This window comes from Streptomyces nogalater, from assembly GCF_039532885.1.
In the GTDB taxonomy this organism is placed as follows: domain Bacteria; phylum Actinomycetota; class Actinomycetes; order Streptomycetales; family Streptomycetaceae; genus Streptomyces; species Streptomyces nogalater.
The window spans coordinates 212,824-237,907 of the sequence record NZ_BAAASM010000014.1; the positions used below are offsets into that span (position 1 = coordinate 212,824).

The following is a 25,084-nucleotide window of genomic DNA, read 5'->3' on the forward strand; positions in this document are numbered from 1 at the left end:
GCCTGGTGGGGTGGCTTCCCGGCTGGCACAGTTCCGCCGTCCCGGGCAGCGTGGGAAGTACCGACAACGACTGCTGGTGAGGTGGCCATGCAACCCCCTGGACCGAAGGCCCGCGTGGTCGCGGGTGTGGACGGCTCCCCGACGTCGTACGCGGCGCTGCGCTGGGCGGCGCGGTACGCGGAGATGGTCGGCGGTTTCGTGGAGGCCGTGTGCGCCTGGGACACGCCGTCGGCCATCGGCTGGACCGGGCCCGCGATCGACCCCGAGTTCGACCTGGAGCAGGCGCAGGAGCGGTTCGCGGAGGAGATGCGCGCGGTCTTCCCGGACGAGCGGCCCGCCGGTATGCGGGAGATCTTGGTGGAGGGCGACCCCTCGGACGTGCTGATCGCCGCCTCGGAGGGCGCGGAGATCCTCGTCGTGGGCCGCCGGGGGCGGGGCGGCTTCGCCCGCGCGATCCTGGGCTCCGTGAGCCTGCGCTGCGCCCAGCACGCGGCCTGCCCGGTCGTCGTCGTCCGGGAGGACCAGGGCCCGCCCCGCTGACCCGGATCCCGGGGGGCCGCCGGCTACCAGGTGTCGATGCGGCGGCCGGTCAGCGCGCTCATCCCGACGCGGACCCAGACATCGCGTTCCCCGCCGGCCCAGGGCGCGCTGTAGGCGTGCTCGGCGAGGTGACGTACGGCATCGGGGTCGGTCACCTGTTCGGCGGTGCCGTGCACCACGACGCTCCAGCCCTGGCTGAGCGCGTCGTCCAGGCGGTCCACCTCGAAGGCCACCTCCCGGCCGAGCCCCTGGAGGGAGACCGTCCCGGCCTGCGTCCTGAAGACGATGGCGTCGTCGATGACGCTGTAGTTGACGGGTACGACGACCGGGGCGGCATCGGTGGACACCGCGATCCTGCCCACGCCGTGCGTCGACAGCAGCCGACGGCAGTCCTCCTCGCCCAGTTCGGTGAAGCGGGGTGCCCGGGCGGCGTGCCCGAGGCCGGCCGGCAGGTCGACGTGTCCGCCGCCGAGTTCCGTGACGCTGGTGCGCAGGGCCCCGGCCAGCCTGAGCAGCGTGCCGGCTTCCGGTGCCGCGGTGCTGTGCCGCTCCAGGTGCTCGATGTAGGCCGGGGCCATGGCCGCCCGGAACGCCAGTTCCTCGACGGTGAGGCCGAGGTCCCTGCGGCGCTGCTCGATGCGACGCCCGAGGTCGCCCTGCGGCAGCCGTCCCGGTGGTGTCTGCTCGGCCATGGTTCCTCACTCCTCGGGCTGCGGACCGTCGCCCCGTACGTCCACCATGACCGATGCCACCGGGCCGGGCCCGGTCAAACGGCCCCGGCCCCGGCGGGCTACGGCCGTTCGGCCCCCGCGCTGCTCCGCTCGGGCGATCCCGCACCACGGCCGCCGTCCGGCCCCCCCCCGGCCCCGGCCGGCACACGAGTGGGCGCTACTCCCGCAGGGGCGCGTACCAGACCAGCCGGGTCCCGCCGCCCTCGGGGCAGCCGAGTTCCAGGTCGCCGCCGAGGTTCCGGGCGCGTTCCGCCATGTTGCGCAGGCCGCTGCGGCGGCCCCCGGGCGGGATGCCGACGCCGTTGTCGGTGACCGTGAGCCGTACCTCGGTCCCGTCGGTCTCCAGCGCCACGTCGGCGCGGTCGGCGTGGGCGTGCCGGGCGATGTTGGCGAGGGCCTCGGACAGGACGGCCACGACGTGGTCGGCGGCCTCCCTGGGCACATGGGTGTCGAGCAGGCCCTCCATCCGGACGCTGGGCGCGAATCCCAGCACCGGTGTCGCCTCGCCGGCCACGCGCACCGCGCGGGCGCGCAGTCCGGGTGTCTCGTCGCGGTCGTCGGCGCGCAGGCCGAAGATGGCCGACCTGATGATCTTGATGGTCTCGTCGAGGTCGTCCACGGCCCGCCGCACCCGCTCGGCGGCCTGGGGGTGCTGGATGAACCGGTCCGCGCTCTGCAGCGTCATGCCCGTGGCGAACAGCCGCTGGATGGCCAGGTCGTGCAGGTCGCGGGCGATCCGGTCGCGGTCCTCCAGCAGCGCGATCTGCTCGGCGTCCCGGCGGCGCTCGGCGAGTTCCATGGCGACGGCGGCCTGCGCGGCGAATCCCCGCAGCGGTTCCGTCTCCTTGTCGGAGAAGTCCCCCGCGCCCGTCTCGCGGGCCAGCAGGACCACACCCCGGACCCGGTCCTCCCGTCCGATCGGGACGGCGACGGCCGGGCCGAGCCCGGCGAAGCGTGGCGGGCCCTGCGTGACCCGCTCGTCGTGCGCCACGTCCGGGCTGGTCACGGGGGCGCCGAGGGCGAAGGCCCGGCCGGTGAGGGTGCCCTCGACGGGCAGCACGAGGCCCCGGTGGGCGTCGGCCTGCCGGCCGATGGCCAGCTCCACCGCGAGCGCGTCGGCGTCCTGGACGGGGGTCGCCACGGCGGCGAGCGCCGAGCCGCTGATCTCCCGCGCCCGCTCGGCGATCAGCGCCAGCACCTCGTGCTGGTCCGCGCCGGACATCAGGCTGCTGCTGACCTCCGCGGTGGCCGCGAGCCAGCGCTCCCGCAGCCGGGACTCCTCGTACAGCCGGGCGTTGTCGATCGCCACGCCCGCCGCCACGGCCAGCGCGGACACCAGCGACTCGTCGTCCTCGTCGAACCGCAGTCCGCCGCGTTTCTCGGTGAGGTAGAGGTTGCCGAAGACCCGGTCGCGCGCGCGGATGGGTACGCCGAGGAAGGTGTGCATCGGCGGGTGGTTCGGCGGGAAGCCGTACGACGCCGGGTGCTCGGAGAGCTTGTCGAGCCGCAGCGGCTCCGGGTGGCGGATCAGTTCGCCGAGGATGCCGTGGCCCTCGGGGAAGGGGCCGATGCGGGCGATGTCCGCGGCGTCCACGCCGTAGGTGACGAATGCCGAGAGCCGTCTGCCGCCCGTACCGATCACACCGAGCGCCGCGTACTCGGCGTCGACCAGGACCGCCGCCGCCTCCACGATGCCACGCAGTACCTGCTCCAGGTCCAGCTCGCGGCCGACGGAGACCACGGCCTCCAGCAGGGTGTGCACCTTGTTCTGGGTGCCGCGGGCGGCGTCCAGACGAGCCTGCAACTCCTCCAGCAGCTCGTCCAGTCTCAGCTGCGGCAGCCGTACGACAGGTGCCGCACCGGTGCCCTCGGAGCCTTTCACGCCGTTCCTCCCCGAACCCTCGCCCCGCGCACGGCCGCCTCGTCCGGGATCACCGTAGCGGCCGGCGCGGGCGGGCGTGGCAGGGGGTCGGGTGGTCCGCCGGCGGGCGGCGGCGGTTTCCGGACGCGGGCAGGGCCCATCGGCCCTACCCCCTGACGGCCGCCGGGGTCCACGATGGCCCGGTGCTTCACGACGTCGACTTCCACGCGCTCGGCAGACAGGCCTGCCTGCGCCTGCTGCGCCGGGTGCCGGTCGGCCGGATCGTGTACACCCGGCAGGCGCTGCCGGCCGTGCTGCCGGTCAACTTCCGTCTGGACGCGGACTCCTCCGTGGTGCTGCGGACGACGGCGGGCTCGGAGCTGGTGCGCGCGGTCGACGGTGCCGTGGTCGCCTTCGAGGCCGACGAGTTCGACGCGGCGGCCCGCAGCGGCTGGAGTGTGGTCGTCACCGGCCGGGCCGCCCTCGTGACGGACCCGGCCGAGCGGGCGTGCCTCGCGCGGTGCGGCCCCATCTCCTGGATGCCCCCGCGGGACGGGGTGTTCGTGCGCATCGCGCCGGACCTGGTCACCGGGCGCCGGCTGGCGGGGATGTGACCGGCCCCGGGCACCGCTCGGGCCGAGGGCCGTCGGTTCACGAGCGGTGGCCGTCGGCGCGCGGGCGGGTTCGGACCTGGGTGGCGATGACGGCCGCCTGGACCCGGCGTTCGACCCCGAGCTTGGCGAGCAGGCGCGAGATGTGGTTCTTCACCGTCTTCTCGGCCAGGAACAGCCGCCGGCCGATCTGCCGGTTGGTGAGTCCCTCGCCGATGAGGGCCAGGATCTCCCGCTCCCGCTCGGTCAGCCCGGGCAGCGCGTCCGGCTCGGCCCCCTCCTCCCGCCCGTCGCGCAGTCTGGTCAGGAGCCGGGTGGTGGCGCTGGGGTCCAGCAGTGACTGCCCGGCGGCCACCGTGCGCACGGCGGAGACCAGGTCCGAGCCCCGGATCTGCTTGAGGACGTACCCGGACGCGCCCGCCATGATCGAGTCCAGCAGCGCCTCCTCGTCGTCGAACGAGGTCAGCATCAGACAGGCCAGCTCCGGCAGGCGCGAGCGCAGCTCCCGGCAGACGGTCACCCCGTCGCCGTCCGGCAGCCGGACGTCCAGGACGGCCACGTCGGGGCGCAGGGCGGGAACGCGCGCCAGGGCCTGGGCGACGGTGGACGCCTCGCCGGCCACCGTGATGTCCGGCTCGTCGTCCAGCAGGTCGCGCACCCCGCGCCGGACCACCTCGTGGTCGTCGAGGAGGAAGACCCGGATCGGGTTGCCGGGTCCGGTCTGCGCGCGCTCCGCCATGGTAACTCCCTGTCACATACTCGGTTTCCTTGCCGATCCTGGTCCCTTGTGGGACCGCGGAACAGGGCCGTCCGGCCCTTTCGCGCGCGGGCCCCGCTCATCCGCCCCGGGTCAGTTCGCGCTCCGCGACCTCCCGGAAGCTGTGCGGCGGGCGGCCGGTGAGGCGCCGGACGGTGTCGGTGGTGCGGTCCTCGGCGCCCGCGGCGATGGCGCGGTCCATGCCGGCCAGCATCTCGGCGAATTCCAGGGGCAGCTGTTCGGCCAGCCGGTCCCGCATCCGCTCGTACGTCAGCGGGCGGTGGGTCACGGGACGGCCGGTGACCTCGGTGACGATGGCCGCGATGTCGTCGTAGCCGAGCGCCTGCGGCCCGGTGAGGACGAGGTCGGTGTCGGGTGCGCGGTCGTCGGTCAGGGCGTGTACGGCGACGGCGGCGATGTCGTCGGCGTCGACGAACCCGACCCGGCCGTTGCCGGCGGCGGTGAGGATCACGCCGTGCTCGCGGATGCTCCGGGCGTGGGCGTGGGCGCCGGTGAAGTTCTGCATGAACCAGGAGGGCCGCAGTACGGCCCACTGGTCGAACAGTTCGGGCAGGGCCTGGTGTACGGCCCCGACGCCCGGTCCGCCCGCGGGGATGGCCGAGGAGCTGAGCAGCACGGCACGGCGGACGCCGGCGGCCCGGGCCTGCCGGAGGAAGGGCAGCATGACCGCGGCCGGGTCCGGGTCGCCCAGGGGCGGAACGAGGTAGACGCGGTCGGCGCCGTCGAGCGCGCCGTCGTAGGTGCCGGGGTCGTACCAGTCGAAGCGGACCGGCTGCGCGCCCGCGACGGGGGTGGCCCGGCGGCTCGCGGCCCGCACGGGGTGTCCGGCGGCGGTCAGCCGCGCGGCGGTCCGGCCGCCGGTGGTGCCGGTGGCGCCGATGACCAAGGTGGTGTCGGAGGTCGTCATCGGGCATCGCTCCTGACGAAGTCGAGACCGGGCGCCTGGAGGGCGAGGGGGTTCCAGTAGTCCCGGTAGGAGGTGAACCGGCCGTCCCGGACCGTGACGACGGCGATGTAGGTCATGTCGTAGGGGTCGCCGCTCTCCACGATCCGTCCCACCGCGCGCATCTCGACCACGATGGTGTCCGGTTCGGTGGTCTGGTGGATCCGCACTTCGGGGAAGTCGCGCAGGTCGATGTGGTCGGGGTAGTGGCGCATGTAGGCCGCGATGGCGTCCCGGCCCGTCAGGCGTTCGGGCCGGCCCGGCGGGGCGAAGGGGAACTCCATCACGCCGTCCTCGGCCCACAGCCCGATCCAGCCGGGGATGTCCTTGTCCAGCAGCAGCCGCAGGCTGTGGCGGTAGAAGTCGGCCGGGGAGGCGAGGGCATGGGTGGTCACGGGCATGGCTGTCTCCGTTCCAGTACGATACGGACCGGCGGTCCGCTTAATCGAAGATACGGACCGCCGGTCCGGATCGCAACAGAGGGACCGACCGAGGAACAGAGGAGGGCCCCATGGCCGACCGCAGACCGCGCAAGGACGCCGCCCGCAACCGCGCGGCCGTCCTCGCCGCCGCCGACACGCTGTTCGCCCGGTGCGAGCACCCGGACGACGTCACCATGGCCGACATCGCGGCGGCGGCCGGTGTCGGCAAGGGCACGCTCTTCCGCGCCTTCGGCGATCGCACCGGGCTGATCCGGGCGCTGTACGAGGCACGGCTCGAACCGGTCCGTGCGAGCGTGGAGGAGGGCCCGCCGCCGCTCGGACCCGGAAGCCCGCCGCGCCTGCGGGTGCCGGCCCTGCTCGACGCCGTGCTGTGCTTCAAGCTCGACAACCGCCACCTCGCGCTGGCCCTGGAACAGACCGGCGACGCCAGCCCGTACCGCACGGACCACTACGCGCGATGGCACGCCCTGCTCAAGGAACTGCTGGAGCGGGTGCCGGGCGGGCCCGACGCCGATTTCACCGCCCACGCCCTGCTCGCCGCCACCCGGGCCGACCTCGTCGCCCATCTGGCCGGCGAAAACGGTCTTTCCCGCGAGGAAATGCGGTCGCGGCTGGCGGAGTTCACCGCCCGGACACTGGGCGCCGAGGACTGACGCGGCGGGGCCGGCGGTTCACGGGTGAGCCGCCGGAGACGGCAGGGCGTCGGCCGCGTCGCTCACTTTCCCTCCCCGTGGTCGGTGCCGTCCAGCGGTCTCAGCACACGGCTGCTCGTCTGCTGGTAGATCACCGAGCTGCGAAAGCTCACCACCTCCCGGCGGGCGCTGAAGCGGTCCATGAGGAAGGCGTGCAGCCGCTCGATGTCCGGCACCGCCACGTGCACCACGAAGTCGTCGTCGCCGGAGACCACGAACACCGAGACCACCTCCGGCAGTTCGGCGAGGTACGCCTCGAAGCCGGAGATCACGTCCCGGCTCAGCGGGCGCAGCCGGGCGAAGACCAGGGCCTGGAGCGAACGGCCCAACAGACGTGGCTGCACGGCCGCGTGATAGCCGGTGATCACCCCGCGGGCCCGCAGCGACCGGACCCGCTCCAGACAGGTGGACGGGGCGATGCCGACCTTGCGGGCCAACTCCCGGTTGGTGAGCCGTGCATCGCGCTGGAGATGGCCGAGGATCGCCGAATCAATGGAGTCCATGGCCGCCATTTTTCCCCCCGCCCCGAATAGGGTTCGGCCGGTGCTCGCAACTGCCGTATCCCGCTCTAGATTTCCCTTCACCCACCGGAGCCGAAGGGAGCCCTGACCACCCCATGACGACCGCTGTCGATCACTACGACCAGTTCCTCGCGGAGCACTACACCTGGATGCTGGGAGGTGATCTCCGCGCGCTGGCCTCGGCCCAGCGCGCCCACCTGCTGGAGTGGGGCGTGGCGCCCGGTCCGGCCGCGTCGACGGCCGTGGACCTGGGCTGCGGTCCGGGGCACACCAGCCTCGCCCTGGCCGGCCTCGGCTTCGATCCGGTCTTCGCCGTCGACCTGAGCGAACCGCTCCTGGACGAGCTGACCGCGCACGCCGCCGGCACCCCGGCGGTGCGCCCGGTACGGGCGGATGTGCGCACCGCCCTGCCGGACCTGGTCCACCCGGGCTCGGCGGGTGCCGTCGTGTGCCTGGGCGACACCCTGACCCATCTGCCGACCAGGGGGGCCGTGGCCGCGCTGTGCGCCGATGTCGCCGCCGCGCTCGCGCCCGAGGGAACGGCCGTGTTCGCCTACCGCGATCTGACGGTCCCGCTCACCGGCACGGACCGCTTCCTCCCGGTCCGCTCCACCGAGGACCGGATCATGACCTGTTTCCTGGAGTACCCGGACGACGACGACGCCTACACGGTGGTGGTGCACGACCTGATCCACACCCGGGACCCCGCGAGCGGCGACTGGTCCCTGAACGCCCGCAGTTACCGCAAGCTGCGGCTCTCCCACGCCTGGGTGCTGGAGCAGTTCCACGGCGCCGGACTGCGGGTGACGCACGAGCGGAGCGGACCGGGGGGCATGCGGACCGTCGTCCTCAAGCGGGCGTCGTGACCGTGCCCCGCACCGCTTTCACGAGGTCGCTCTGGTAGTGGGCGACGCCGTCCCGGAGGACCAGCGGAGTGCGCGGGAGGCTGCCGAAGTCGGTGAAGGGATCGCCGTCGACGACGGTCAGGTCCGCGAGCTTCCCCGGCTCGACGGTGCCCAGATCGTTCTCGACGCCGAACAGCCGCGCGGGAACGGCGGTGGCGCTTCGGAGGGCCTGGGCCGGGGTGAAGCCGTGGGCGTGCAGGGCGCGCAGGGCCAGGTGGAGCGAGAGGCCGGCCGGGACCAGGGGCGCGTCCGTGCCCACCGCGATCAGGGCGCCCTCGGCGGCGAGGCGGCGGTAGGCGGCCATCTCGGTGGCGAGGGCCCGCACTTGCTCGTCGGTGGGCGGGGTGCGGGCGCGTTCACGGACGGCGGCGACGTCCCAGGGCGGCATGAGGGTGAGCACCCGGGGGTCGTCGGCCAGGGCGGGGTCGGCGCCGAGCAGGGCCTGCGCGGTGAACGGGGTCGCGATCAGGGCGAAACGGCCGTCGGCGTACTGCTGGACGAGGTCCTGGTGGATGTGGCCGGCGGGGGTGGTGGCGTGGCCGTAGGGCAGACGCTGGGTGGCCTGCAGATGGGTGGTGAGGTCCTGCCCGGCGGCCCGGCCCGGTGCGCACAGGTGGCTGCCGCTGGGCACCCCGAGCCGGTGGGCGGCCTCGGCCGCCTGCGCCATGACCTGGCCGGAGGCGCGGACGTAGGTCTTGACGAAGTCGACCCGCAGGGCGGTGGCCCGCTCCAGGGTGCGCCGCACACCGGCGGTGGTGCGGTGGGCACGGCCCATGGCGTACGCGGTGCGGGCGCCGTCGATGAGTTCGGCGCAGGCCAGCAGGCGCGGGCCGGTGCTGTGCCCGGAGGCGAGGGACTCGCGCAGCCGGATCGCCTCGTACAGGGAGGCGCCCAGGCAGGCCATGGTGGTGATGCCGTAGGCGAGCGCGGTGAGGCCGTGCCGGGCGCCGTAGGTGGCGCTGTAGGGGTGGGTGTGGCTGTCGAACAGGCCGGGCAGAACGGTGTGCCGCGAGGCGTCGACGGTGCGGTGCCCGGGGCGGCGCGGGCGGTGGGGTTCGACGGCGGTGATCCGTCGGCCGTCGGTGAGGATGTCGACGTCCCGGCGCGGGGCGGTGCCGGTCCCGTCCCACAACTGCCCGGCGTGGACACGTAGTCGCTGCCCGCCTCGGGCCGGGCGGTGGGTGAGTGGCACGGACAGCGCCCGGGGCCCGGACCGGGCCGGGTCGAGGAGACGGAGCCGGCCCGAGGACAGGTAGAGCAGGGTGTTCGTCTCGCGTGCCCAGGTGGGGTGGTCGGCCGGTTCGCCGGTGAGCCGGCGGGCCGGGCCCGTCGGGGTGCCGTCGCCGGTGACGGGCAGCAGCCGGAGCTCCGACTCGGCGACCAGCGCCATCCAGCGGCCGTCGGGCGACCACACGGGACCGGCGGCGGCCCGGTCGGACAGGGACTGGTGGTCGGCGGGCAGATGGCGTTTCTCGGCGCCGGTGCGGGTGTCGAGGACCCGGATGAGGTGATAGCCCTCGCGGAAGCGGTGGTTGAGCCGGTTGCGGTCGCAGAAGGCCACGTAGCGGCCGTCCGGCGACCAGGTCGGGGCGCCGGGCGGGCCGTCGGCGGCCAGCGGCCGGGCCAGCACCCGCTCCGCGCCGGTGGCCAGGTCGCGCAGCAGCACGGAGCCGCGGGTGTCCTGGCAGGCGAGACGGGTGCCGTCCGGGGACGGCGCCGGGTACAGCCGGCCCGGGCCGGTGACCGGCTCGTCGCGCCCGCCGTCCAGGTCGATCCGGTGTACGGCCGTCAGCCCGTCCCGGTCGGTGCAGTACAGCAGGCTCCGCCCGTCCGGCATCCAGGCGGGCATCTGCACATGGTGGACGGCGGCGGCCTGGAGCAGCTTGCGGGGCGTGCCGTCGACGGGCAGCACCCACAGGGCGTTCAGCGCCACGAAGGCCACGCTGCCGCCGTCGGGCGCCAGGGCGGGCAGATGGATGCCGCGCACCGGTCCCGCGGCCTCCAGGGAGGGCGGTTTGGGGCGCCGCCGGGGGCGCGGCACCGGCATCCGGGCGGTGAACGGGATGTCCCGCACCGAGCCGGGTGCGCCGAGGGCGCGCAGGCGGAGCCGGCCGTCGGCGACGTAGAGGAGCCAGTCGTCGCCGAGCCAGCACGGCGGTGCCGCCGCCGGATCCTCTCCCTCGGCCACCACCCGGCCGTCCACCAGGAGCGTCGCCCGCGCGGCGGGCAGGGACGGGGAGGCCGTGGTGCCGGACAGGTGCAGGTAGGCGATCCGGCCCGAGGGGGAGACGGACGGGCACAGCAGCCGTCCCTCCCCCACCTCGCGGAGCACCTGTGCGGGGCCGCCCCCGGCGGGCACCCGGACCAGTGCCCGGCCGCCGTCGGTGGCGCCGTCGGCCGTGTGGGCGGCGCGGACGCACACCACCGAGTGCCCGTCGGGCCACCAGACCGGGTCGCTGTCCTCGTAGGCGCCGCCGGTCAGCCGGACCGTCCCGCCGCCGTCCGCGTCCATGGTCCACAGCCCGAACGACGCGCCGGTCACCGCGTCGCCACCGCGTTCGGAGGCGAAGACCAGGCAGCTGCCGTCGGACGACCAGGCCGGGCCCCGGTCGTCCCAGGGCCCGTCGGTGATCTGGCGCAGCCCGCTGCCGTCGGTGCGCAGCGTCCACAGATGGAAGCCGCCGCCCCGGTAGCCGCCCACCACCAGCCGTCCGCCGTCCGGGGACAGGGCCGGGCGGGTCGCCTCCAGGTCCCAGTCGGTGATCCGTACCGCCTCCCCGCCCTCCGGCGGCACCCGCCACAGGACGCCCTGCACCTCGGCGACCAGCACGGACCCATCGCGGGAGGAGGTCACCGACCCACCGGTCAACTCTCGGTACTCCAGGGTTTGTCGCGCTGCGCCGGCGGGCGCGGCCGTAGCCTGTGGTGCGGCCGTGTCCCCTGGTGCCGCCGTGGCCTTTGGCGTGGCCATGGCCTGTGGTGCCGCAGGGGCCCCGACGGCCGTCAGCCCGGCGGCGGACGCCCGCAGCAGGTTCCGGCGGCTGACCCGGCCGTGATCCGTCGTCATCGCTCTCCTCACCAGGTCGCCGGGCAGCCGTGCGCAGCGCACCGCCACGGTGGGCGGGCGGCACGGCCGGGTCCATGGTGTCGGGCACCGGGGCCGGACGCGGGACGGCGCGCGGGATTTCGGGCACCGGCCGGCGGTTCCCGGGTGCGTCGTTGCACGGGGGGTACGCGCCGTGTCCTTGCGCGTGCACCCGCGCTCCGGGTGTGCACCCCGGCTCCTCCGCCCCGCCCGTGCCCGTGCCGGTGCCCGGCGCCTCAGGCGTCCAGGGGCTGCCACGCGGGGCCGTCGCCGTCCCGCCGGACCCGGCCGAACACCACGTCGGCGAAGTGGACGCCGAACCCGATCGTGCCGGGCTCCGCCAGCTCGGCGACGAGACGTCGGCGGTGGTCGGCGGCCCGGGCGGGGTCCTGGTCGTAGACACAGGACCACTCGGGGTGGTCCGCCTGGATCGGTGAGTGCAGGGAGTCGCCGAACGCTATGAGCCGCGTTCCGCCGCCGGTGATGACGTACTCCGCGTGCCCGGCCGTGTGGCCGGCGGTGATCCGGACGCGCACGCCGGGGAAGATCTCCTGTCCGTCGGTCACCGTGCGCACGCGCGGTGCCAGTGCCGCGACGGTCTCCTCGCCCAGGCCGCCGGCCGCTTCGGGCAGGTCGCGCGCGGCCCATTCCGGCTCCGGTACGAGGTGGTCGGCGTGGGCGAACGCGAGCCGGTCGGCGCCCGGAACGGGATGGAGGGCCCAGCCGACGTGGTCCGGGTGCAGATGGCTGAAGGCCACGGCCTCGATCTCCCCGGCCGGGCGGCCCAGTCCGGCCAGGCTGTCCAACAGTGCGCCGCCGTACAGCGCGCCGTTCGGGGTGCCCGGATCGGCCGGCAGGGATTGGGGGCCGAACCCCGCGTCGATCAGCAGCGCCCGGTCGCCGTGCTCCACCAGGAGGCCGCCGACGCTCGCCACGAGATACCCGGAGGCGTCCAGGTACTCCGGATGCGCGGCCCAGGTCTCGTCGGTGCTGTCCGGCAGCCAGGCGCGCGGCCTGCCCTGCACGGCCCCGTCCGGGACGAAGGACACCTTCGTGTCGCCCAGCCGTACCGAGCGGATTCCCGCGGGCCGCCGCAGCCGGTCGGCCCAGGTGAATGCGGAGTTGGCCGCCATGAGCTTCGTCTCCCTCTTCTTCGTTTCCCGGCCTCGGTCGTCGGCCGCCGGACCTCGATGCCGGTCACCGTCATGTCTCCCGGTCGGCACACGACCACGATAAGCATCAAGCTAGAAACATTCAAGCTCTAAATATCCGAGCTTGACGGATTTGCTAGGATGGGGGCCATGACGACGTCACCCGAACCCCAGACCAGCGCCGAGAGAGAGCTGTGCGGTCTGGTGAACGGACTGGCCCAGCAGATCGCCGAGCACGTACGCGAAAGGGCCGTCGCCCTGGGCCTCACCGCCGCCCAGGCGACCGCGCTGCGGGAGATGACCGGCCCGATAACGATGCGCGAGCTCGCCGAGCGGATGAGCTGCGAGCCCTCCAACGCCACGTTCGTCGTCGACAAGCTGGAGAAGCAGGGCCTGGTCGAGCGGTGCCCGCACCCCACCGACCGACGCGCCAGGCAGCTCCTGCTCACCGCCGAGGGCACGGCGTTGCGCGACCGCCTCCTCGGCCTCCTCGCCCAGGACTCACCGCTGGCCGGCCTCAGCCCACAGCAGCAACGCACCCTTCAGGGCCTGCTGGAGCAAGCCATCACCCGCCCCTGAGCCGTACCACCGAAACAGCGCCCCCGGTACCGGCTTCGCCACCGGCGGCCGCCCGGGAGCCACGCACCGACGTCCGTCCGGACGCACCGGGCCTCGTATCCGTCACCAACACCAACCAGACCGATCTGTTCACCCCCCTCCGCGAGGCCCTGCGCCTGAGCTGAATGCCCTGAAAAAGGGGGAGGGGGACCGAGCCGCCGGCCTCCCTCCCCCTTTTTCCTTCTACGCGCCCCCTCGACCGACCGCACGCCCCGTTCTCTTGGTTGCGCAACCTTGCGACTATGAGGCTCACCACCCCTCGTCACGGCGCGACGGGTGACGAACCCGCTGTCGGCGAAGTTTCCGGACCCTGGGGGATGTATGGCGGACAGTGCTCCGTTCGGGCTCGAACTCGGCGGCGTGTTCGAGCGCGTACTCGACCAGGCCATAAGCCTCGGGCAGGTCGTGGAGGCGATGGAGCGGTGCGGGAGCCTCATCGACCGTGCGGAGCTGCGCACACGGGCGCTCGGAGCGATACACGCGATCGCCGCGTTCGCCGACATCGAGTACCGCGAGTATCTGGCGGCCGTGACCGCGAGCTCCGTCCGGAGGAACGGCCGACGGGCCCTCCGCGCCCCCGCGCCGCCGTCATCCGCCCCTGTGCCGCCGTCATCCGCATCCGCCCTTGTGCCGCCGTCCCGTGTCGCAGGACCGCCGTCCCGTACCTCCGGGCCGGAGTCCCGCGCCCCGGGGACGGCGTCGCACGGCGCCTTGCCGCCGTCCCACGCCGCCGGGCTGCCCGGCCGTGCCGCCGGAGCGCCGTCCTCGGCCCCTGCGATGCGCGTCTCGGCCTCGGTGGGGCTGGTGCTGTTGCTCTCCGGGTACGGCATGCGCTCTTCCGGTGCCCTGCCCGGCGCCGGTGACGGTTTGCTCACGGCCGGCCTGCTGCTGGGCGCGCTGGCCGTCGGGGTGGCGGTCGGTGACCTGGTCCGGCGGTCCGGGCCGGTGAGAGGCGACCGCCCGGACGGCTCCGGCGCGGTGGCGGGCTCCGCGGACACGGTGGCCCGGGCCCGGCAGGCCTGGGAACTGGCCCTGCTGGAGCGGGGAGTGGTGCCCTTCCTCCTCGGCCGCCTCGAAGAGGCACGCCTGGGGCAGCGCCGGGATCACGCGGGACGGTGATGAACCGTGCGCGGGAGAGCCTGGAGCCGGCCCCTGGGGCGGGAGGCCCCCTGGTACGGGCCGAGCGGAGGGGCGGGAAATCCCTGGTACGGGCTGCGCGGAGGAGGCGGGAGACCCCCTGGTGCCTCTGGTGCCTGCCGTCGAGCGCCGTCGAGGGCCCACGGTGGCCAAGGGCCCGGCGATGCACGAGAGAGGCGTCCGGCGGCGCGCTATGGGGTCCCGGCGGTGCACGGCGGAGGTGCCCGCGCCCGGTGGCGCGCTACGGCCTGGCTTCCGGCGCGCTATGGCCGGGGGCCCGGCCCTTACGATGAGCGGGCCCGCGGGCGTCGGCTGCCCACGAGGCGAAATGGGAGAAGCACCGGAGAGGACGGGGGAACCGTGACGGACCGCGCCGGTGGCCTGGAGGATCCGTCCGCCGAGGTGCTGGCGGCCGCGGCCGCCGCGTTCGGGCTGCTCGCCTCGACCGCCCGGCTGCACCTGATGTGGGCCCTTGCCCAGGGCGAGAGCGATGTGACCCACCTCGCCGACCGGGTGGGCGGCGCCCTGCCCGCCGTCAGCCAGCATCTCACCAAGCTGAAGCTGGCCGGGCTCGTCGGCTCCCGCCGGGAAGGCCGACGGCAGGTCTACTACATCGACGATCCCGACGTGGTCACACTCGTTCGGGTGATGGTCGGCCATCTGACCGGGCCCTCCCGATACGGCTCCGGCAGGACGCTCCGGCTACGCGGAACCGGCGCCTGAGACCACCGCGGACTCCGGGGACCGTCCGGGGGCAGCGTGCCGGAGGCGCGTGCGCGCGCTGGAGCACGGTCCGCGCGGCCTGATGGAGGCGGCGGCCAGGCGGCGACTGGCCCGGTTCGGCGACAACCCTGGGGCCAGTGCCTTCGACCGGGCCGTGCCGGGTGTCACGGTGGGTCTTGTGGTGGTGCGGAGGCGCCGGGATACCTGGCGAGGGGCGCCCCTCAGAGCTGTGCCACGGTCTGCCCGGCCTGCTCCACCAGACGGGCCAGCTCCATCCGGGAGCGGACGCCGAGGACGGCGAAGACGTTGCGCAGGTGGTAGTCGACGGTGCGGGTACTGACCGACAGGCTGAGGGCCACCTCCCGGTTGGTGAGTCCCTGTGCGACGCCCCGGGCGATGCGCAGTTGCTGCGGGGTGAGTCGCGCCAGCCCGTCCGGCGAAACCGCGTCCCCGTGCACGCCCGCGGCCGGTCCGTCCGCGCCGAGCACCCCGGCGACCCCGGTCACCCCGTTCGCCCGGAGTTCCGCCGCCGCCTGCTGGGCCCACGGGCCGGCGCCGCAGCGCTCGAAGCCGAGCAGCGCGGCCCGCAGGTGGGTACGTGCCTCGCGCAGCCGGCGGCGCCGGCGCAGCCACTTGCCGTAGAGCAGTTCGGTACGGGCGCGTTCGAAGTCCCCGGCGGCCTCCCCGTGCCGCCGCAGCGCCTGCCGGTACAGCGCGTCGGCGGCCTCGGGCGGTGCCAGCAGGGCGCGGCAGCGCAACAGTTGGGCGGGGGCCTGCGGGTCGGCGTCACACGCCGACCAGAGCGCGAAGTCCTCGACCGCGTCCCCGGCGCCCTCCGGCTGCCGGGCGAGCGCGCAGGCCTCCACGTAGCACGGTACGGCGAGCAGCCAGACGGCGAAGTGGCCGCGCCCCGGGCCGGGCCGCACCAGGGGGGCGAGCCGTTCGGCGGCCTCGCGGGGCCGGCCGTGGCCCAGGTCGGCGCGGGCCAGCGCCCACTGGGCCAGCGCGGCGGCCTGGGCCAGCCCGTGCCGGCGCGCGATGGTCATGGCCGCCGTCGCGTGCTCGGCGACGGTGTGCGCCTCACCGGCGATGGACGCGGCCAGGGCCAGTACGGCGTGGTGGTGGGCGGCCGTGTTGCGCTGCCCGGCTCGGTAGGCGCTGCGCAGTCCCTCCTCGGCGTGCGCCCGGGCCAGGGCGTGCCGTCCGGCGCGCAGTTCGCCGTAGGCCAGGTACTCCAGGGCTCGTGCCTCGTGCAGGGCGGACCCGCCGGTCCGGGCCACCGCGAGCGCCCGGGCGCCGGCCCGGCGGGCGGCGGCGGTGTCGCCGAGCAGCAGGGCCGCGGAGGCCGCCCGCAGCAGTTCCTCGGGGTCGTCCGCCGTCCACGCGCGGTCCACGACCCGCCGCAGGGGGGCCGCGGCCAGGTCGAAGCGTCCTTGCAGGACCGCGCGCATGCCCGCACGGTGGTCCCGGAGGGCCGCCGCTACGGCGCCGAGGCCCCGCCCGGCCGTGAGCGCGCCGGCGGACAGGGCCGGGTTCCCGGGCGGTACCGGCGCGACCTCGCCGCCCCAGAGACCGGGACCGGACGGCTCCGCCGTGCCAAGGTCCCACTCGGCCCCAGGGGGAGCGGCGGGCACCGGCGGTGCCTGGCCCACGGGAACCGTGCCCAGGGCCTCCCCCGCGTCCGGCGCCCGCTCGGCCACGGTCCGATCGGCGGACCGGGGTGGGATCCCGGGCAGTGACCGGCTCCGTAGGGCGGCGCCGGGGGCCCCACCCGTGTGGTGGGTCCCGGTCGACCAGCGGCCCTGCGCCAGGGCGCGCAGGCACGCGGCTACGTCGCCCGCCGACCAGGCGGCGTCCGCGGCGACCAGGGCGGCTTCGGCGGACCGCTCGGGGTCGTGCGGAGCGGACAGGGCCGCGGCGAGCAACAGGGTTTCGCGGGCGTCGTCGACCGGGCCGTCCCAGCGCAGCGCGGTGCCGCGCAGCAGTTCGGCACGCGCGCGTACCGGTGCGGGGGCCGGTCGGCAGCGGGCCGTGTCGAGCAGTCGCAGCGCCTGGGCCGACCGACCGGCCAGCAGCGCCTGTTCGGCGGCGGCCGTGTACCACCGGACGCGTTCGACGCCGTCCGGGGCGAGTTCGGCGGCCCGGGTGTAAGCCGTACAGCACTGGGCGGGCGTGACCGCCGACGCCGGGTCCGCAGCGACGGAGGCGAGGGCGGCGGCGAGCGTCGGGGCGGGGGCCGTGACGGCCCAGGAGCGGTGCAGCAGCGCCGGAAGACCGTGCGCGTCGGGCAGCGTGCCGGCCAGCGCTTCGTGGGCCGCACGGCGCCGCTCGGCCGACGCCCCGGCGTACACCGCCCGGCACAGCACCACACTGCGGAACCCGAGCCGCCCCTCGGCCCCGAACAGCGCCTCCGGCAACACGACACCGCCCGACGCGAGCCGGCCGTCACCGGCGCCGTGCGGATCGGGGCCGGGGCCGGGCGTGGGACCGCCGCCGGTGCCGTGCGGGTCGGAGCCAGGGCCGGGCGTAGGCCCGTCACCGGTGCTCTGCGGACCGGAGCCAGGCCAAGGCGTAGGCCTAGCGCCAGTGCCCTGCCGACCGGAGCCAGGCCAAGGCGTGGGCCCACCGCCGGTGCCCTGCCGGTCGGAGCCGGGCCAGGGCATGGGTCCGCCGGCAATGCCCTGCCGACCGGGGCCAGGGCCGGGCGTAGGCCCGTCACCGGTGCCCTGTCGATCGGAGTTTGGCCCGGGCGTGGGCCCGTCGTCGAGGTGCGGGGTCGGCAGCGTGACGGGGGCATGTTCTGGGATGGGGCCGCCATGGGCGTGCGGCTCCGACAGGGAATGGAGGCCGTGACCCGGCACCACAGACCGGCCCTCCGTCTGCCCCGACACGGATCCGCCCCCGGCACGCGCTTCCGGCAGACGAGCCACGCCGCGGCGACCCGGCACGGGCCCACCCGCCGCACGCGGCTCCGCGAGCGGATCCAGACCCTGCCCCTGCCCGTGCCCCGACACGGGGTCACCCCCAGCGCGCACCGACGACAGTCGGTCAACGCCATGGCCCGGTATGGACCCGCTCTCCGCCCCCGGCTCCGGCAGGGAATCGGGATCATGGCGCGGCGGGGGCCCGTCGGCAGGGCGGGGCTTCGGCGGGAGAGGGAGATCGTCTGGCAGGGGCCAGCGCTCGGGGCGTGGACGCGCGAGGGGATGCGCGGAGGGATCGGGGCACGGTCCGGCGGCGAGCCGGGCCGCCGCGCGTCGTACGACGTCGGCCTCGGCGGTCGGTTCCCCCGAGACCTGGACGGCCGCTGCGGTCACGAGCAGCAGGTCCCGCTGGTGCGGCGGCAGTCCGGTCAGGTGGCGGCCCGCAAGCGCGGCGAGGGTCTCGGCCTCCACCAACGGAGACGGCAGTGGAGCGATCCCGCCGAGCTGGGCCGGAGTCAGGCGGTGTACCACGCTGAGCAGCAGGCCCGGGTTGCCTTCGGCGGCGGCCACGATCTCCTCGCGTACCCGGGGGTCGAGCGCGGCCGGTGCGGTCTCGTCCAGCAGGGCGGCGGCGTCCGGAGCGGACAGCGGGGCGAGGCGGAGCAGCGGCAGCTCCGCGAACTCCGGGTCCACGGGCCGGTGTCCGGCCACGGTGAGCAGCAGGGCAACCCCACCGCCGGGGAAGAGCCGGGCGGCCAGCCGGCCGAGGGCGGCCCGGGACGCGCTGTCCCACCGGTCGGCGTCGTCGACACAGAGCAGGACCGTGCCGGACGCCGCGGTCGCCCGCAGCGCGCCGACGAGGTCTCGCACCGGGTCGGCGGCGTGGACGGCGGGCACTCCGGCCGCCCGGCACAGCTCCCGCAGCCCGGCCAGAGGCTGCCGGTACCGTTCGGGACGGACGGGCAGAACCACGACGGGCCCTGCGTCGAACGCGCGGGCGACCCGGGCGAGGACGGTCGAGCGACCGCTGCCGGGCTCACCGGTCAGGACGTACGCGCCGCCCTCGCGCAGCCGCTCCCCCAGCACCGCGACCGGATCCGGCCGGTGCCGCGCCGCACCAGGTCCCAGAGTCGTCTGTCCGCTCATTCCGGAAACCTTACTGACGCGTAAGGACGTGCGGAAGGCATACGTCCGGCCCCTGCGGTCGGTGGGGGCGGCGCCGTGTCCGGGTTCCGGGAAGCCCGAGGCGGCCGTACGACGCCGGCGGCGACCGCCGGATCAAGCGGTCGCCGCCGGGGCGCGGAGGGGCGGTCAGGAGGTGTGCGGGCAGTTGCCCCGGTACTCCTCGATGGTCAGGCTCGGCCGTGGCAGCGGGCAGAGGAACTGCTCGTAGCGGGTGTCGTTGTCGATGAACCGCTTCAGCCAGGAAACGCTGTACTTCGCGATCGTCGTGTTCGAGGTGTTGGGCGTGAAGTGGGTGGCGCCGTTCAGCTCCAGGTACGCCCGGTCGAGGGAGCTGGGGAGCGTGGTGTAGAAGGGCTCGGCGTGGGTCGCGATGGGGGCGATCGTGTCACCGTCGGCGCCGAAGATCAGGGTGGGGGTCTTGATCTCGGACCAGGTCTTGTCGAGGTTCCACGGGGTCAGCGGGATGGCCGCCTGGAGCGAGGGACGGGACTTGGCCGCCTCCAGGCTGCCGCCGCCGCCCATCGAGTGGCCCATCACGCCGAGACGGCTGGAGTCGACACGGTCTCTGACGGAGCTGCGCTGGGTGAGGTAGTCCAGGGCGGCGAGCAGCTGGTTGCCCCGGGAGTCGGGCTGGTCCAGCGTGGTCAGTGTGTCGATGGTGAAGACCACGAACCCCTGGGAGGCCAGCCGGGGGCCGAGCCAGGCGATGGAGGACTGGGTGCCGGTGTAGCCGGGTGAGACGGCTATCGCGCCGAACGTGCCGTCGGCGGTGCTGGTCGGGTAGTAGATGGTGCCGCCGCCGAAGCCGCTGACGGCGAGCCGGGACACGCTGGTCTCCGCGACGGAGTACGGACCGCGGAGCGCCTCGATGCTGGATTCGGTGGGCGCCGGGCCGCGTTCGTAGGGGTTGTCCGCACCGTGGGCCGCCGGCCCGCCGAGCGTGGTCAGGCCGACGACGGCGGTGATCGCCGCGGCGAAGACCGCGAGCCGTCCGGCACGACGGGTGGGGCGCGGCCGGGGGGCCGGTGCCGTGGTGCTGGTGCGCGGGTGCTGCACGACGAGTCGTCCTCTCTGTCGTGGCGAGCCGCCCGTCCGGCCCGGATGGCACGCACGAGCGCGCCGGCCGGCGGGCTCCGCCAGTGGGGTGAGCAGTGCCACTGTCGGCGTCGCGCGGCACGACCGGACCGGCAATGTCACCGGTCTTGTGCCGGCACCCGCTGCCGGAAGCGCGTCCTGACCGGGAGGAACGGTGGCGAACGCCGTCACTTCGGCCCCGACTCGGCGTCCCGCAACCGAACCTGTGCGAGAGATGGAGGAGGACCGGCCCTCAGGTCGCCGCCCCCCGTCGGCACCGCCCCCGTCGGTGAAGGCGCACCCCGGCGCGCCCCGTGTTCAGGCCATCGGGCCGCCGGGAGTGAACGTCACCGGAAGCCGCGCCGGGCCGCGCAGGCCGCCGGGTCGCCAGGTCAGTTCGGCGGGCGGCACCGCCAGGGCCAGGTCGGGAAGACGGCGCAACACCGTGCCGATGGCGATCTCGCCCTCCAGCCGGGCGAGCGGCGCGCCCAGGCAGTAGTGGATGCCGTGCCCGAAGGCCAGGTGGCCGCTGTCGCCGCGGGTGATGTCCAGCCTGTCGGGGTCGGTGAACCGGGCCGGGTCGCGGTCGGCGATCGCGGAGGCGATCACCACGGTGGCCCCGCGGGGAATGGTCACGCCCGCGATCTCGATGTCCTCACGGGCGAACCGGGCGATTCCCGGGTTGACCGGTCCGTCGTAGCGGAGGAATTCCTCGACGGCGTCGGGCAGCAGCTCCGGGCGTTCCCGCAGCAGCGACAGCTGTCCGGGGTGGACGAGCAGCGCGGCGATGCCGCCGCTGATCAGGTTGACCGTCGTGACGTACCCGGCCACGAGCAGCAGGAAGGTCATGGCGATCAGCTCGTCCTGACTGAGCCGCTGTTCCTCGTCGTGGGCGCTGACCAGCGCGCTGAGGAGGTCGTCGCCGGGCCGGGTCCGCTTGGTCTCCAGGTGCGCGGTCACATAGGCGTGCATCCGTTGCCACGCCTCGTTGACGACGGCCGGGTCGGGCATGGTCTGGCCGCGTACGAGCATGGCGTCGGTCCACCGCTGGAAGTCCCGCCGGTCGTCCGCGGGCACGCCGAGCAGTTCGCCGATGACGGTGACCGGCAGCGGCAGCGCGAAGTCCGCCACGAGGTCGGCCCGGCCGGCCGGTACCACCGCGTCGAGCAGCCGGTCGGCGATCTCCTGGACGCGGGGCCGCAGCCCGGCGACCCGGCGTGCGGTGAACGCCTTGGACACCAGGCGGCGCAGCCGGGTGTGGTCCGGCGGGTCGGAGCGCAGCATGGTGCTCATCATCGACTCGCGCTCGAACTCGGGCAGTTGCGCGACGAGGCGGGGGTCCGAGGCGTCGCGGACATCGCTGCTCAGCCTGGGGTCGCAGAGGGCGGCGAGTCCGTCCTCGTAGCGGGTGATCAGCCAGGCCTCCAGGCCGCCGGCGATCAGCGCGCGCCGGACGGGGCCCTCCTCGCGCAGCCGCCGGTAGAGCGGGAAGGGGTCCGCCAGGAAGGCCGGGTCGGAGTAGGGAAGAAGGGCTGGCTGCCGGCTCATCGTGCCTCCCGGGCCGAGGTCGACCGTGCGTGCCGCCTTGTCGGCACCAGGGGCATATACCCGGTATGAGCACCACGGCAACGGACGCCCCGCCCGCCGTCCGGAACTCGCCGTCACGCGGTCGGGGGGCTTCCCTTCCGACCGCCGGAAGGATAGGTTCCGGCTACCCCGCGCCAGCGCCGCGAGGCGTCGGCCCGCCCGTCCCGGGCGGCGGGCCGCGCGGGGGCCAGTCGTCCGTTCGCTCTCGTCTCGCTCTCGTCGCCGCTTTACCAGGAGTGCGCCACGTCGACCACGAGCTGGTCGGGCAGCTGGATCACCCGGAACGGCAGGCGGGCGCGGACGCCGAGGCCGATCTGCGTCTCCCCCTCGAAGCTGGCGGCGAACCGGGTGTCCCTGAAGGTGCTGTACCCGCTGATGTCCACGCCCGGGAGGGGCTGGCCGGCCCGCCCGGGGTACGCCGCTGCGCCGCTCGCCGGGTCGTAGGCGGGCGCGCCCACGCGGACGTCGAGCACGGCGCCGCCGCCGACCGGGATGTGGTCACCGCTGGCCACCTGGTAGAGCCGGTCGACGTACCGGACGGAGTAGCCGAGGGTGCCGCCACCGGGCACGTCGAAGACCAGGCGGTCGAAGCAGTCGTGCCGGCCGGCCCTGATGTTCTCCAGCGGCACGGCGCCCGCCGCGGCACCGCCCTTGTCGCCGCTGCCCCAGCCGGTCGGACAGGCCGTGGCGCCGGTGGTGGCCGCCGTCGCGGTGCCCGCGGCGGCCGTCACCATCCCCAGCCCGGTTCCCGCCAGAACGAGCGCCGCCACGGCGGCAGTTGTCCGTCGCATGATGTTTCCCCCTTGATCGAGTGTCACGCCATACGGGGTGAGACACATGGGTCCGTTGGAGGGTTGCGCACCGCTGCCGGGTACCCGTGTCGCGAGGTCGTGAACAACCCTCGGTTCTCCCTGGGCTGTTCGGTCTCCGTCGCCGCCGACGGCGTATTCATCGTCTCCGACCACGCACTGTACGAGTTCACCCCGGCGGCGGACGGCACCGCCTACATCGGCGTGTTCAACGGCCTGGCCGCCATACGCGACAGCGACTGAACCGGCGGGGTCACCTGAACCGGCGGCGTCAGCCACCGTCGACGTCGACAACCGTCGGCGTCGGCAACCGTAGGCGTCATTTCGGAAGTTCTTCGGCAGATCACCTTGTCAGGGTCATGCCCCTGTCTCTACAGTCCCCACCAGAACCAGCCATGGGAGCGCTCCCATATCCTGTGCCCGCCGCCCCTCCCGCCTCCCCGGAGAGGACCCGCATGCCACTGTCACCGCACCACAACGGCGCCGTCCGGCGCTTTCCGTCCGCCCGTCGCCGGGTGACGGCGGCCGTGGCCCTGTGCGTGGCGGGCCTGGTCCTCTCCGGACCCGCCACGGCCGTGCCGGAGCGGACCGCCGCCGCGTCGGCCGCCGGGCTCCCCTACCAGGACGCCTCGCTGCCCGTCCCGGACCGGGTGAACGACCTGCTGTCCCGGATGACGCTGGACGACAAGCTCGGCCAGATGACACAGATCGAGAAGGACGCCCTCGTCCCGCAGTCCGACCTCGCCGCGTACCGGATCGGGTCCGTGCTCTCCGGGGGCGACTCCACGGTCAGCCCCAACAACGCCCAGACCTGGGCGGACACCTATGACTCGCTCCAGCGCGCCGCGCTGGCCACACCGCTCGGCATCCCCATGATCTACGGCATCGACGCCGTGCACGGCCACAACGCGGTGCGCGGGGCCACGATCTACCCGCACAACATCGGACTCGGCGCCACGCGTGACCCCGGCCTCGTCCAGCGGGTCGGACGCGCGGTCGCCGAGGAGATCTCGGGCACCGGCATCGACTGGGACTTCGCCCCGTGCCTGTGCGTGGCCCGCGACGACCGGTGGGGTCGCACCTACGAGTCGTACGGCGAGAGTCCCGGACTCCCCTCCGCCATGACGACGTTCATCACCGGCCTGCAGGGCGAGGCCCTGGGGTCCGGCCCGGCATCGGTGCTGGCCACCGCCAAGCACTACCTCGGCGACGGCGGCACCACCTCCGGGGTGGACCAGGGCGACACCCAGCTGTCCGAGGCCGAGTTGCGGGTGATCCATCTGCCGCCGTTCAAGGAGGCGGTGCGCCGCGGGGTCGGCTCCGTGATGCTGTCGTACAGCAGGTGGAACGGCGTCCGGTCGCATGCCCACAAATACCTGGTCACGGACGTCCTCAAGGGCGAGCTGGGATTCACCGGGTTCGTCGTGTCCGACTGGGCCGCGGTCGACCAGCTCGACGGGCAGAGCGGTTTCACCGGCGCCGAGATCTCCACGGCCGTCAACGCGGGCGTCGACATGGTGATGGTGCCGCACGACTACAAGAAGTTCCTCGGCCTGCTGCGCGGCGAGGTGACCGCGGGCCGGATCCCGCAGGCCCGGATCGACGACGCCAACCGCCGCGTCCTGACGAAGAAGTTCCAGCTGGGCCTGTTCGAACACCCGTTGACGGACCGGTCGTTCACCGGCACGGTCGGCTCGGTCGCGCACCGGGCGCTGGCCCGGCAGGCGGTGCGCGAGTCCCAGGTGCTGCTGAAGAACGACGGCGGGGTGCTGCCGCTGGCGAAGTCGGCCAGGCTGTTCGTCGCCGGCAAGTCCGCCGACGACATCGGCAACCAGAGCGGCGGCTGGACCGTGGGCTGGCAGGGCCGCAGCGGTCCCGTCACCGACGGCACCACCGTGCTCCAGGCCATCCGCACGGCCGTCACCGACCCCTCGCGTGTCACCTACGACCGCTACGGCAACGGCATCGACTCCGGTTACACCGCGGCCGTCGCCGTCGTCGGCGAGACCCCGTACGCCGAGGGCCGGGGCGACCGGCCGGACGGCATGGGCCTGGACCAGGAGGACTTGGGGACCCTCGCCCGGCTGAAGGCGAGCGGAGTGCCGGTCGTCGTGGTGGTGGTCTCCGGCCGGCCGCTCGACATCGCCACCCAACTGCCCGACTGGAAGGCGCTGTTGGCTGCCTGGCTGCCCGGCACCGAGGGCGCGGGCGTCTCCGACGTCCTGTTCGGCGACTACGCGCCCAACGGCAGGCTGCCCATGAGCTGGATGCGCTCCGCCGCGCAGGAGCCCGTCAACGACGGCGACGGCAAGTCCCCGCTGTTCCCGTACGGGTACGGGCTGACCTACGACGACGCCCCCGAACCGACCCCGACGCCCACCCCGACCCCGACCCCGACTCCGATCCCGACCCCGTCTCCGGCCCCGGGCGCGTGCACGGCGACCTTCCGCACCGCCTCCTCCTGGCAGGGCGGTTACCAGGCCGAGGTCACCGTGGAGAACACCGGATCCGGGCCGCTGACGGGCTGGACGGTCGACTGGGACCTGGCCGGATCCACCGTCACCAGCCTGTGGAACGGCACCCTGACCACGGCCCAGGGCCGGGCGACCGTCCGCAACGCCGCCTTCAACGGTGCCCTCTCCCCCGGCGCCAGGGCCACGTTCGGCTTCACCGCGAACGGCACCGCGGGCACACCCTCCCCGCACTGCGCCGGCACCTGACCACCCACCGGCCGACAGGCCCCCGGCACCCGGCCGACAGCCCCGC

21 protein-coding genes are annotated in these 25,084 nt (G+C 74.6%); 9 read left to right on the forward strand and 12 right to left on the reverse strand.

Annotated features, from left to right (window positions below):
• Nucleotides 1-87 precede the first annotated feature (87 nt).
• Nucleotides 88-540, forward strand: coding sequence for a universal stress protein (locus ABD350_RS12855; protein ID WP_344348090.1), 453 nt, complete (start codon nucleotides 88-90; stop codon nucleotides 538-540).
• A gap of 23 nt (nucleotides 541-563) precedes the next feature.
• On the opposite strand, the gene ABD350_RS12860 is transcribed toward ABD350_RS12855, so the two are convergent.
• A complete protein-coding gene (locus ABD350_RS12860) occupies nucleotides 564-1,232 on the reverse strand; it encodes a helix-turn-helix domain-containing protein (RefSeq protein ID WP_344348091.1) in 669 nt (222 codons plus the stop codon).
• 196 nt (nucleotides 1,233-1,428) lie between these two features.
• The gene (locus ABD350_RS12865) at nucleotides 1,429-3,153 is read right to left on the reverse strand and encodes a sensor histidine kinase (protein ID WP_344348092.1); all 1,725 of its coding nucleotides are present in this window, start codon (nucleotides 3,151-3,153) and stop codon (nucleotides 1,429-1,431) included.
• Between the two features lie 182 nt (nucleotides 3,154-3,335).
• On the opposite strand from ABD350_RS12865, the gene ABD350_RS12870 reads away from it, so the two are divergent.
• The gene (locus ABD350_RS12870; RefSeq protein WP_344348093.1) at nucleotides 3,336-3,746 is read left to right on the forward strand and encodes a pyridoxamine 5'-phosphate oxidase family protein; all 411 of its coding nucleotides are present in this window, start codon (nucleotides 3,336-3,338) and stop codon (nucleotides 3,744-3,746) included.
• Between the two features lie 37 nt (nucleotides 3,747-3,783).
• Here the strand turns inward: ABD350_RS12870 and ABD350_RS12875 are convergent, their stop codons facing one another.
• The 3 genes from ABD350_RS12875 to ABD350_RS12885 form a co-directional block, all read right to left on the reverse strand.
• Nucleotides 3,784-4,482 (reverse strand): response regulator, encoded by a 699-nt coding sequence (locus ABD350_RS12875; RefSeq protein ID WP_344348095.1) that lies wholly within the window; start codon nucleotides 4,480-4,482, stop codon nucleotides 3,784-3,786.
• Between the two features lie 97 nt (nucleotides 4,483-4,579).
• Nucleotides 4,580-5,428: an NAD(P)H-binding protein gene (locus ABD350_RS12880; RefSeq protein ID WP_344348096.1), complete on the reverse strand. Its 849-nt coding sequence runs from the start codon at nucleotides 5,426-5,428 to the stop codon at nucleotides 4,580-4,582.
• Nucleotides 5,425-5,865 carry a nuclear transport factor 2 family protein gene (locus tag ABD350_RS12885; protein WP_344348097.1) on the reverse strand — a complete coding sequence of 147 codons (441 nt, stop codon included), beginning with the start codon at nucleotides 5,863-5,865 and terminating at the stop codon, nucleotides 5,425-5,427. Before ABD350_RS12885 ends, ABD350_RS12880 begins: the two co-directional genes overlap by 4 nt.
• Before the next feature lie 110 nt (nucleotides 5,866-5,975).
• Here ABD350_RS12885 and ABD350_RS12890 point away from each other — a divergent pair, with 110 nt between their 5' ends.
• Nucleotides 5,976-6,560, forward strand: coding sequence for a TetR/AcrR family transcriptional regulator (locus ABD350_RS12890; RefSeq protein WP_344348098.1), 585 nt, complete (start codon nucleotides 5,976-5,978; stop codon nucleotides 6,558-6,560).
• 62 nt (nucleotides 6,561-6,622) lie between these two features.
• On the opposite strand, the gene ABD350_RS12895 is transcribed toward ABD350_RS12890, so the two are convergent.
• Nucleotides 6,623-7,102 (reverse strand): Lrp/AsnC family transcriptional regulator, encoded by a 480-nt coding sequence (locus tag ABD350_RS12895; RefSeq protein WP_344348099.1) that lies wholly within the window; start codon nucleotides 7,100-7,102, stop codon nucleotides 6,623-6,625.
• A 113-nt stretch (nucleotides 7,103-7,215) separates the two neighbouring features.
• On the opposite strand from ABD350_RS12895, the gene ABD350_RS12900 reads away from it, so the two are divergent.
• Nucleotides 7,216-7,986 carry a class I SAM-dependent methyltransferase gene (locus ABD350_RS12900; RefSeq protein ID WP_344348101.1) on the forward strand — a complete coding sequence of 257 codons (771 nt, stop codon included), beginning with the start codon at nucleotides 7,216-7,218 and terminating at the stop codon, nucleotides 7,984-7,986.
• Here ABD350_RS12900 and ABD350_RS12905 read toward each other — a convergent pair.
• Both ABD350_RS12905 and ABD350_RS12910 read right to left on the reverse strand, forming a co-directional pair.
• A complete protein-coding gene (locus ABD350_RS12905) occupies nucleotides 7,970-10,879 on the reverse strand; it encodes an amidohydrolase family protein (protein WP_344348102.1) in 2,910 nt (969 codons plus the stop codon). The two genes, ABD350_RS12900 and ABD350_RS12905, sit on opposite strands and share 17 nt — an antisense overlap.
• Before the next feature lie 467 nt (nucleotides 10,880-11,346).
• On the reverse strand, nucleotides 11,347-12,243 hold the full coding sequence (locus ABD350_RS12910) for an MBL fold metallo-hydrolase (protein ID WP_344348104.1): 897 nt from the start codon (nucleotides 12,241-12,243) through the stop codon (nucleotides 11,347-11,349).
• A gap of 168 nt (nucleotides 12,244-12,411) precedes the next feature.
• On the opposite strand from ABD350_RS12910, the gene ABD350_RS12915 reads away from it, so the two are divergent.
• From ABD350_RS12915 to ABD350_RS12925, 3 genes are all read left to right on the forward strand, one after another.
• The gene (locus ABD350_RS12915; protein ID WP_344348105.1) at nucleotides 12,412-12,840 is read left to right on the forward strand and encodes a MarR family winged helix-turn-helix transcriptional regulator; all 429 of its coding nucleotides are present in this window, start codon (nucleotides 12,412-12,414) and stop codon (nucleotides 12,838-12,840) included.
• Nucleotides 12,841-13,200: 360 nt separating this feature from the next.
• Nucleotides 13,201-13,998, forward strand: a complete 798-nt coding sequence (locus ABD350_RS12920; RefSeq protein WP_344348107.1) for a hypothetical protein — start codon at nucleotides 13,201-13,203, stop codon at nucleotides 13,996-13,998.
• Nucleotides 13,999-14,376: 378 nt separating this feature from the next.
• Nucleotides 14,377-14,739, forward strand: coding sequence for an ArsR/SmtB family transcription factor (locus tag ABD350_RS12925; protein ID WP_344348108.1), 363 nt, complete (start codon nucleotides 14,377-14,379; stop codon nucleotides 14,737-14,739).
• Nucleotides 14,740-14,960: 221 nt separating this feature from the next.
• On the opposite strand, the gene ABD350_RS12930 is transcribed toward ABD350_RS12925, so the two are convergent.
• The 4 genes from ABD350_RS12930 to ABD350_RS12945 all read right to left on the reverse strand — a co-directional run bounded on the left by ABD350_RS12930 (nucleotide 14,961) and on the right by ABD350_RS12945 (nucleotide 22,300).
• Nucleotides 14,961-18,809 (reverse strand): LuxR C-terminal-related transcriptional regulator, encoded by a 3,849-nt coding sequence (locus tag ABD350_RS12930; RefSeq protein ID WP_344348109.1) that lies wholly within the window; start codon nucleotides 18,807-18,809, stop codon nucleotides 14,961-14,963.
• A gap of 165 nt (nucleotides 18,810-18,974) precedes the next feature.
• The gene (gene bdeA / locus ABD350_RS12935; RefSeq protein ID WP_344348110.1) at nucleotides 18,975-19,904 is read right to left on the reverse strand and encodes a bis(hydroxyethyl) terephthalate hydrolase; all 930 of its coding nucleotides are present in this window, start codon (nucleotides 19,902-19,904) and stop codon (nucleotides 18,975-18,977) included.
• A 336-nt stretch (nucleotides 19,905-20,240) separates the two neighbouring features.
• A complete protein-coding gene (locus tag ABD350_RS12940; RefSeq protein WP_344348111.1) occupies nucleotides 20,241-21,470 on the reverse strand; it encodes a cytochrome P450 family protein in 1,230 nt (409 codons plus the stop codon).
• 266 nt (nucleotides 21,471-21,736) lie between these two features.
• Complete coding sequence (locus ABD350_RS12945; protein ID WP_344348112.1) at nucleotides 21,737-22,300, reverse strand: AMIN-like domain-containing (lipo)protein; 564 nt, start codon at nucleotides 22,298-22,300, stop codon at nucleotides 21,737-21,739.
• A 99-nt stretch (nucleotides 22,301-22,399) separates the two neighbouring features.
• On the opposite strand from ABD350_RS12945, the gene ABD350_RS12950 reads away from it, so the two are divergent.
• Together ABD350_RS12950 and ABD350_RS12955 are read left to right on the forward strand one after the other, a co-directional pair.
• Nucleotides 22,400-22,561 (forward strand): hypothetical protein, encoded by a 162-nt coding sequence (locus ABD350_RS12950; protein WP_344348113.1) that lies wholly within the window; start codon nucleotides 22,400-22,402, stop codon nucleotides 22,559-22,561.
• 212 nt (nucleotides 22,562-22,773) lie between these two features.
• Nucleotides 22,774-25,038, forward strand: a complete 2,265-nt coding sequence (locus tag ABD350_RS12955) for a glycoside hydrolase family 3 N-terminal domain-containing protein (RefSeq protein WP_344348115.1) — start codon at nucleotides 22,774-22,776, stop codon at nucleotides 25,036-25,038.
• Nucleotides 25,039-25,084: the final 46 nt, after the last annotated feature.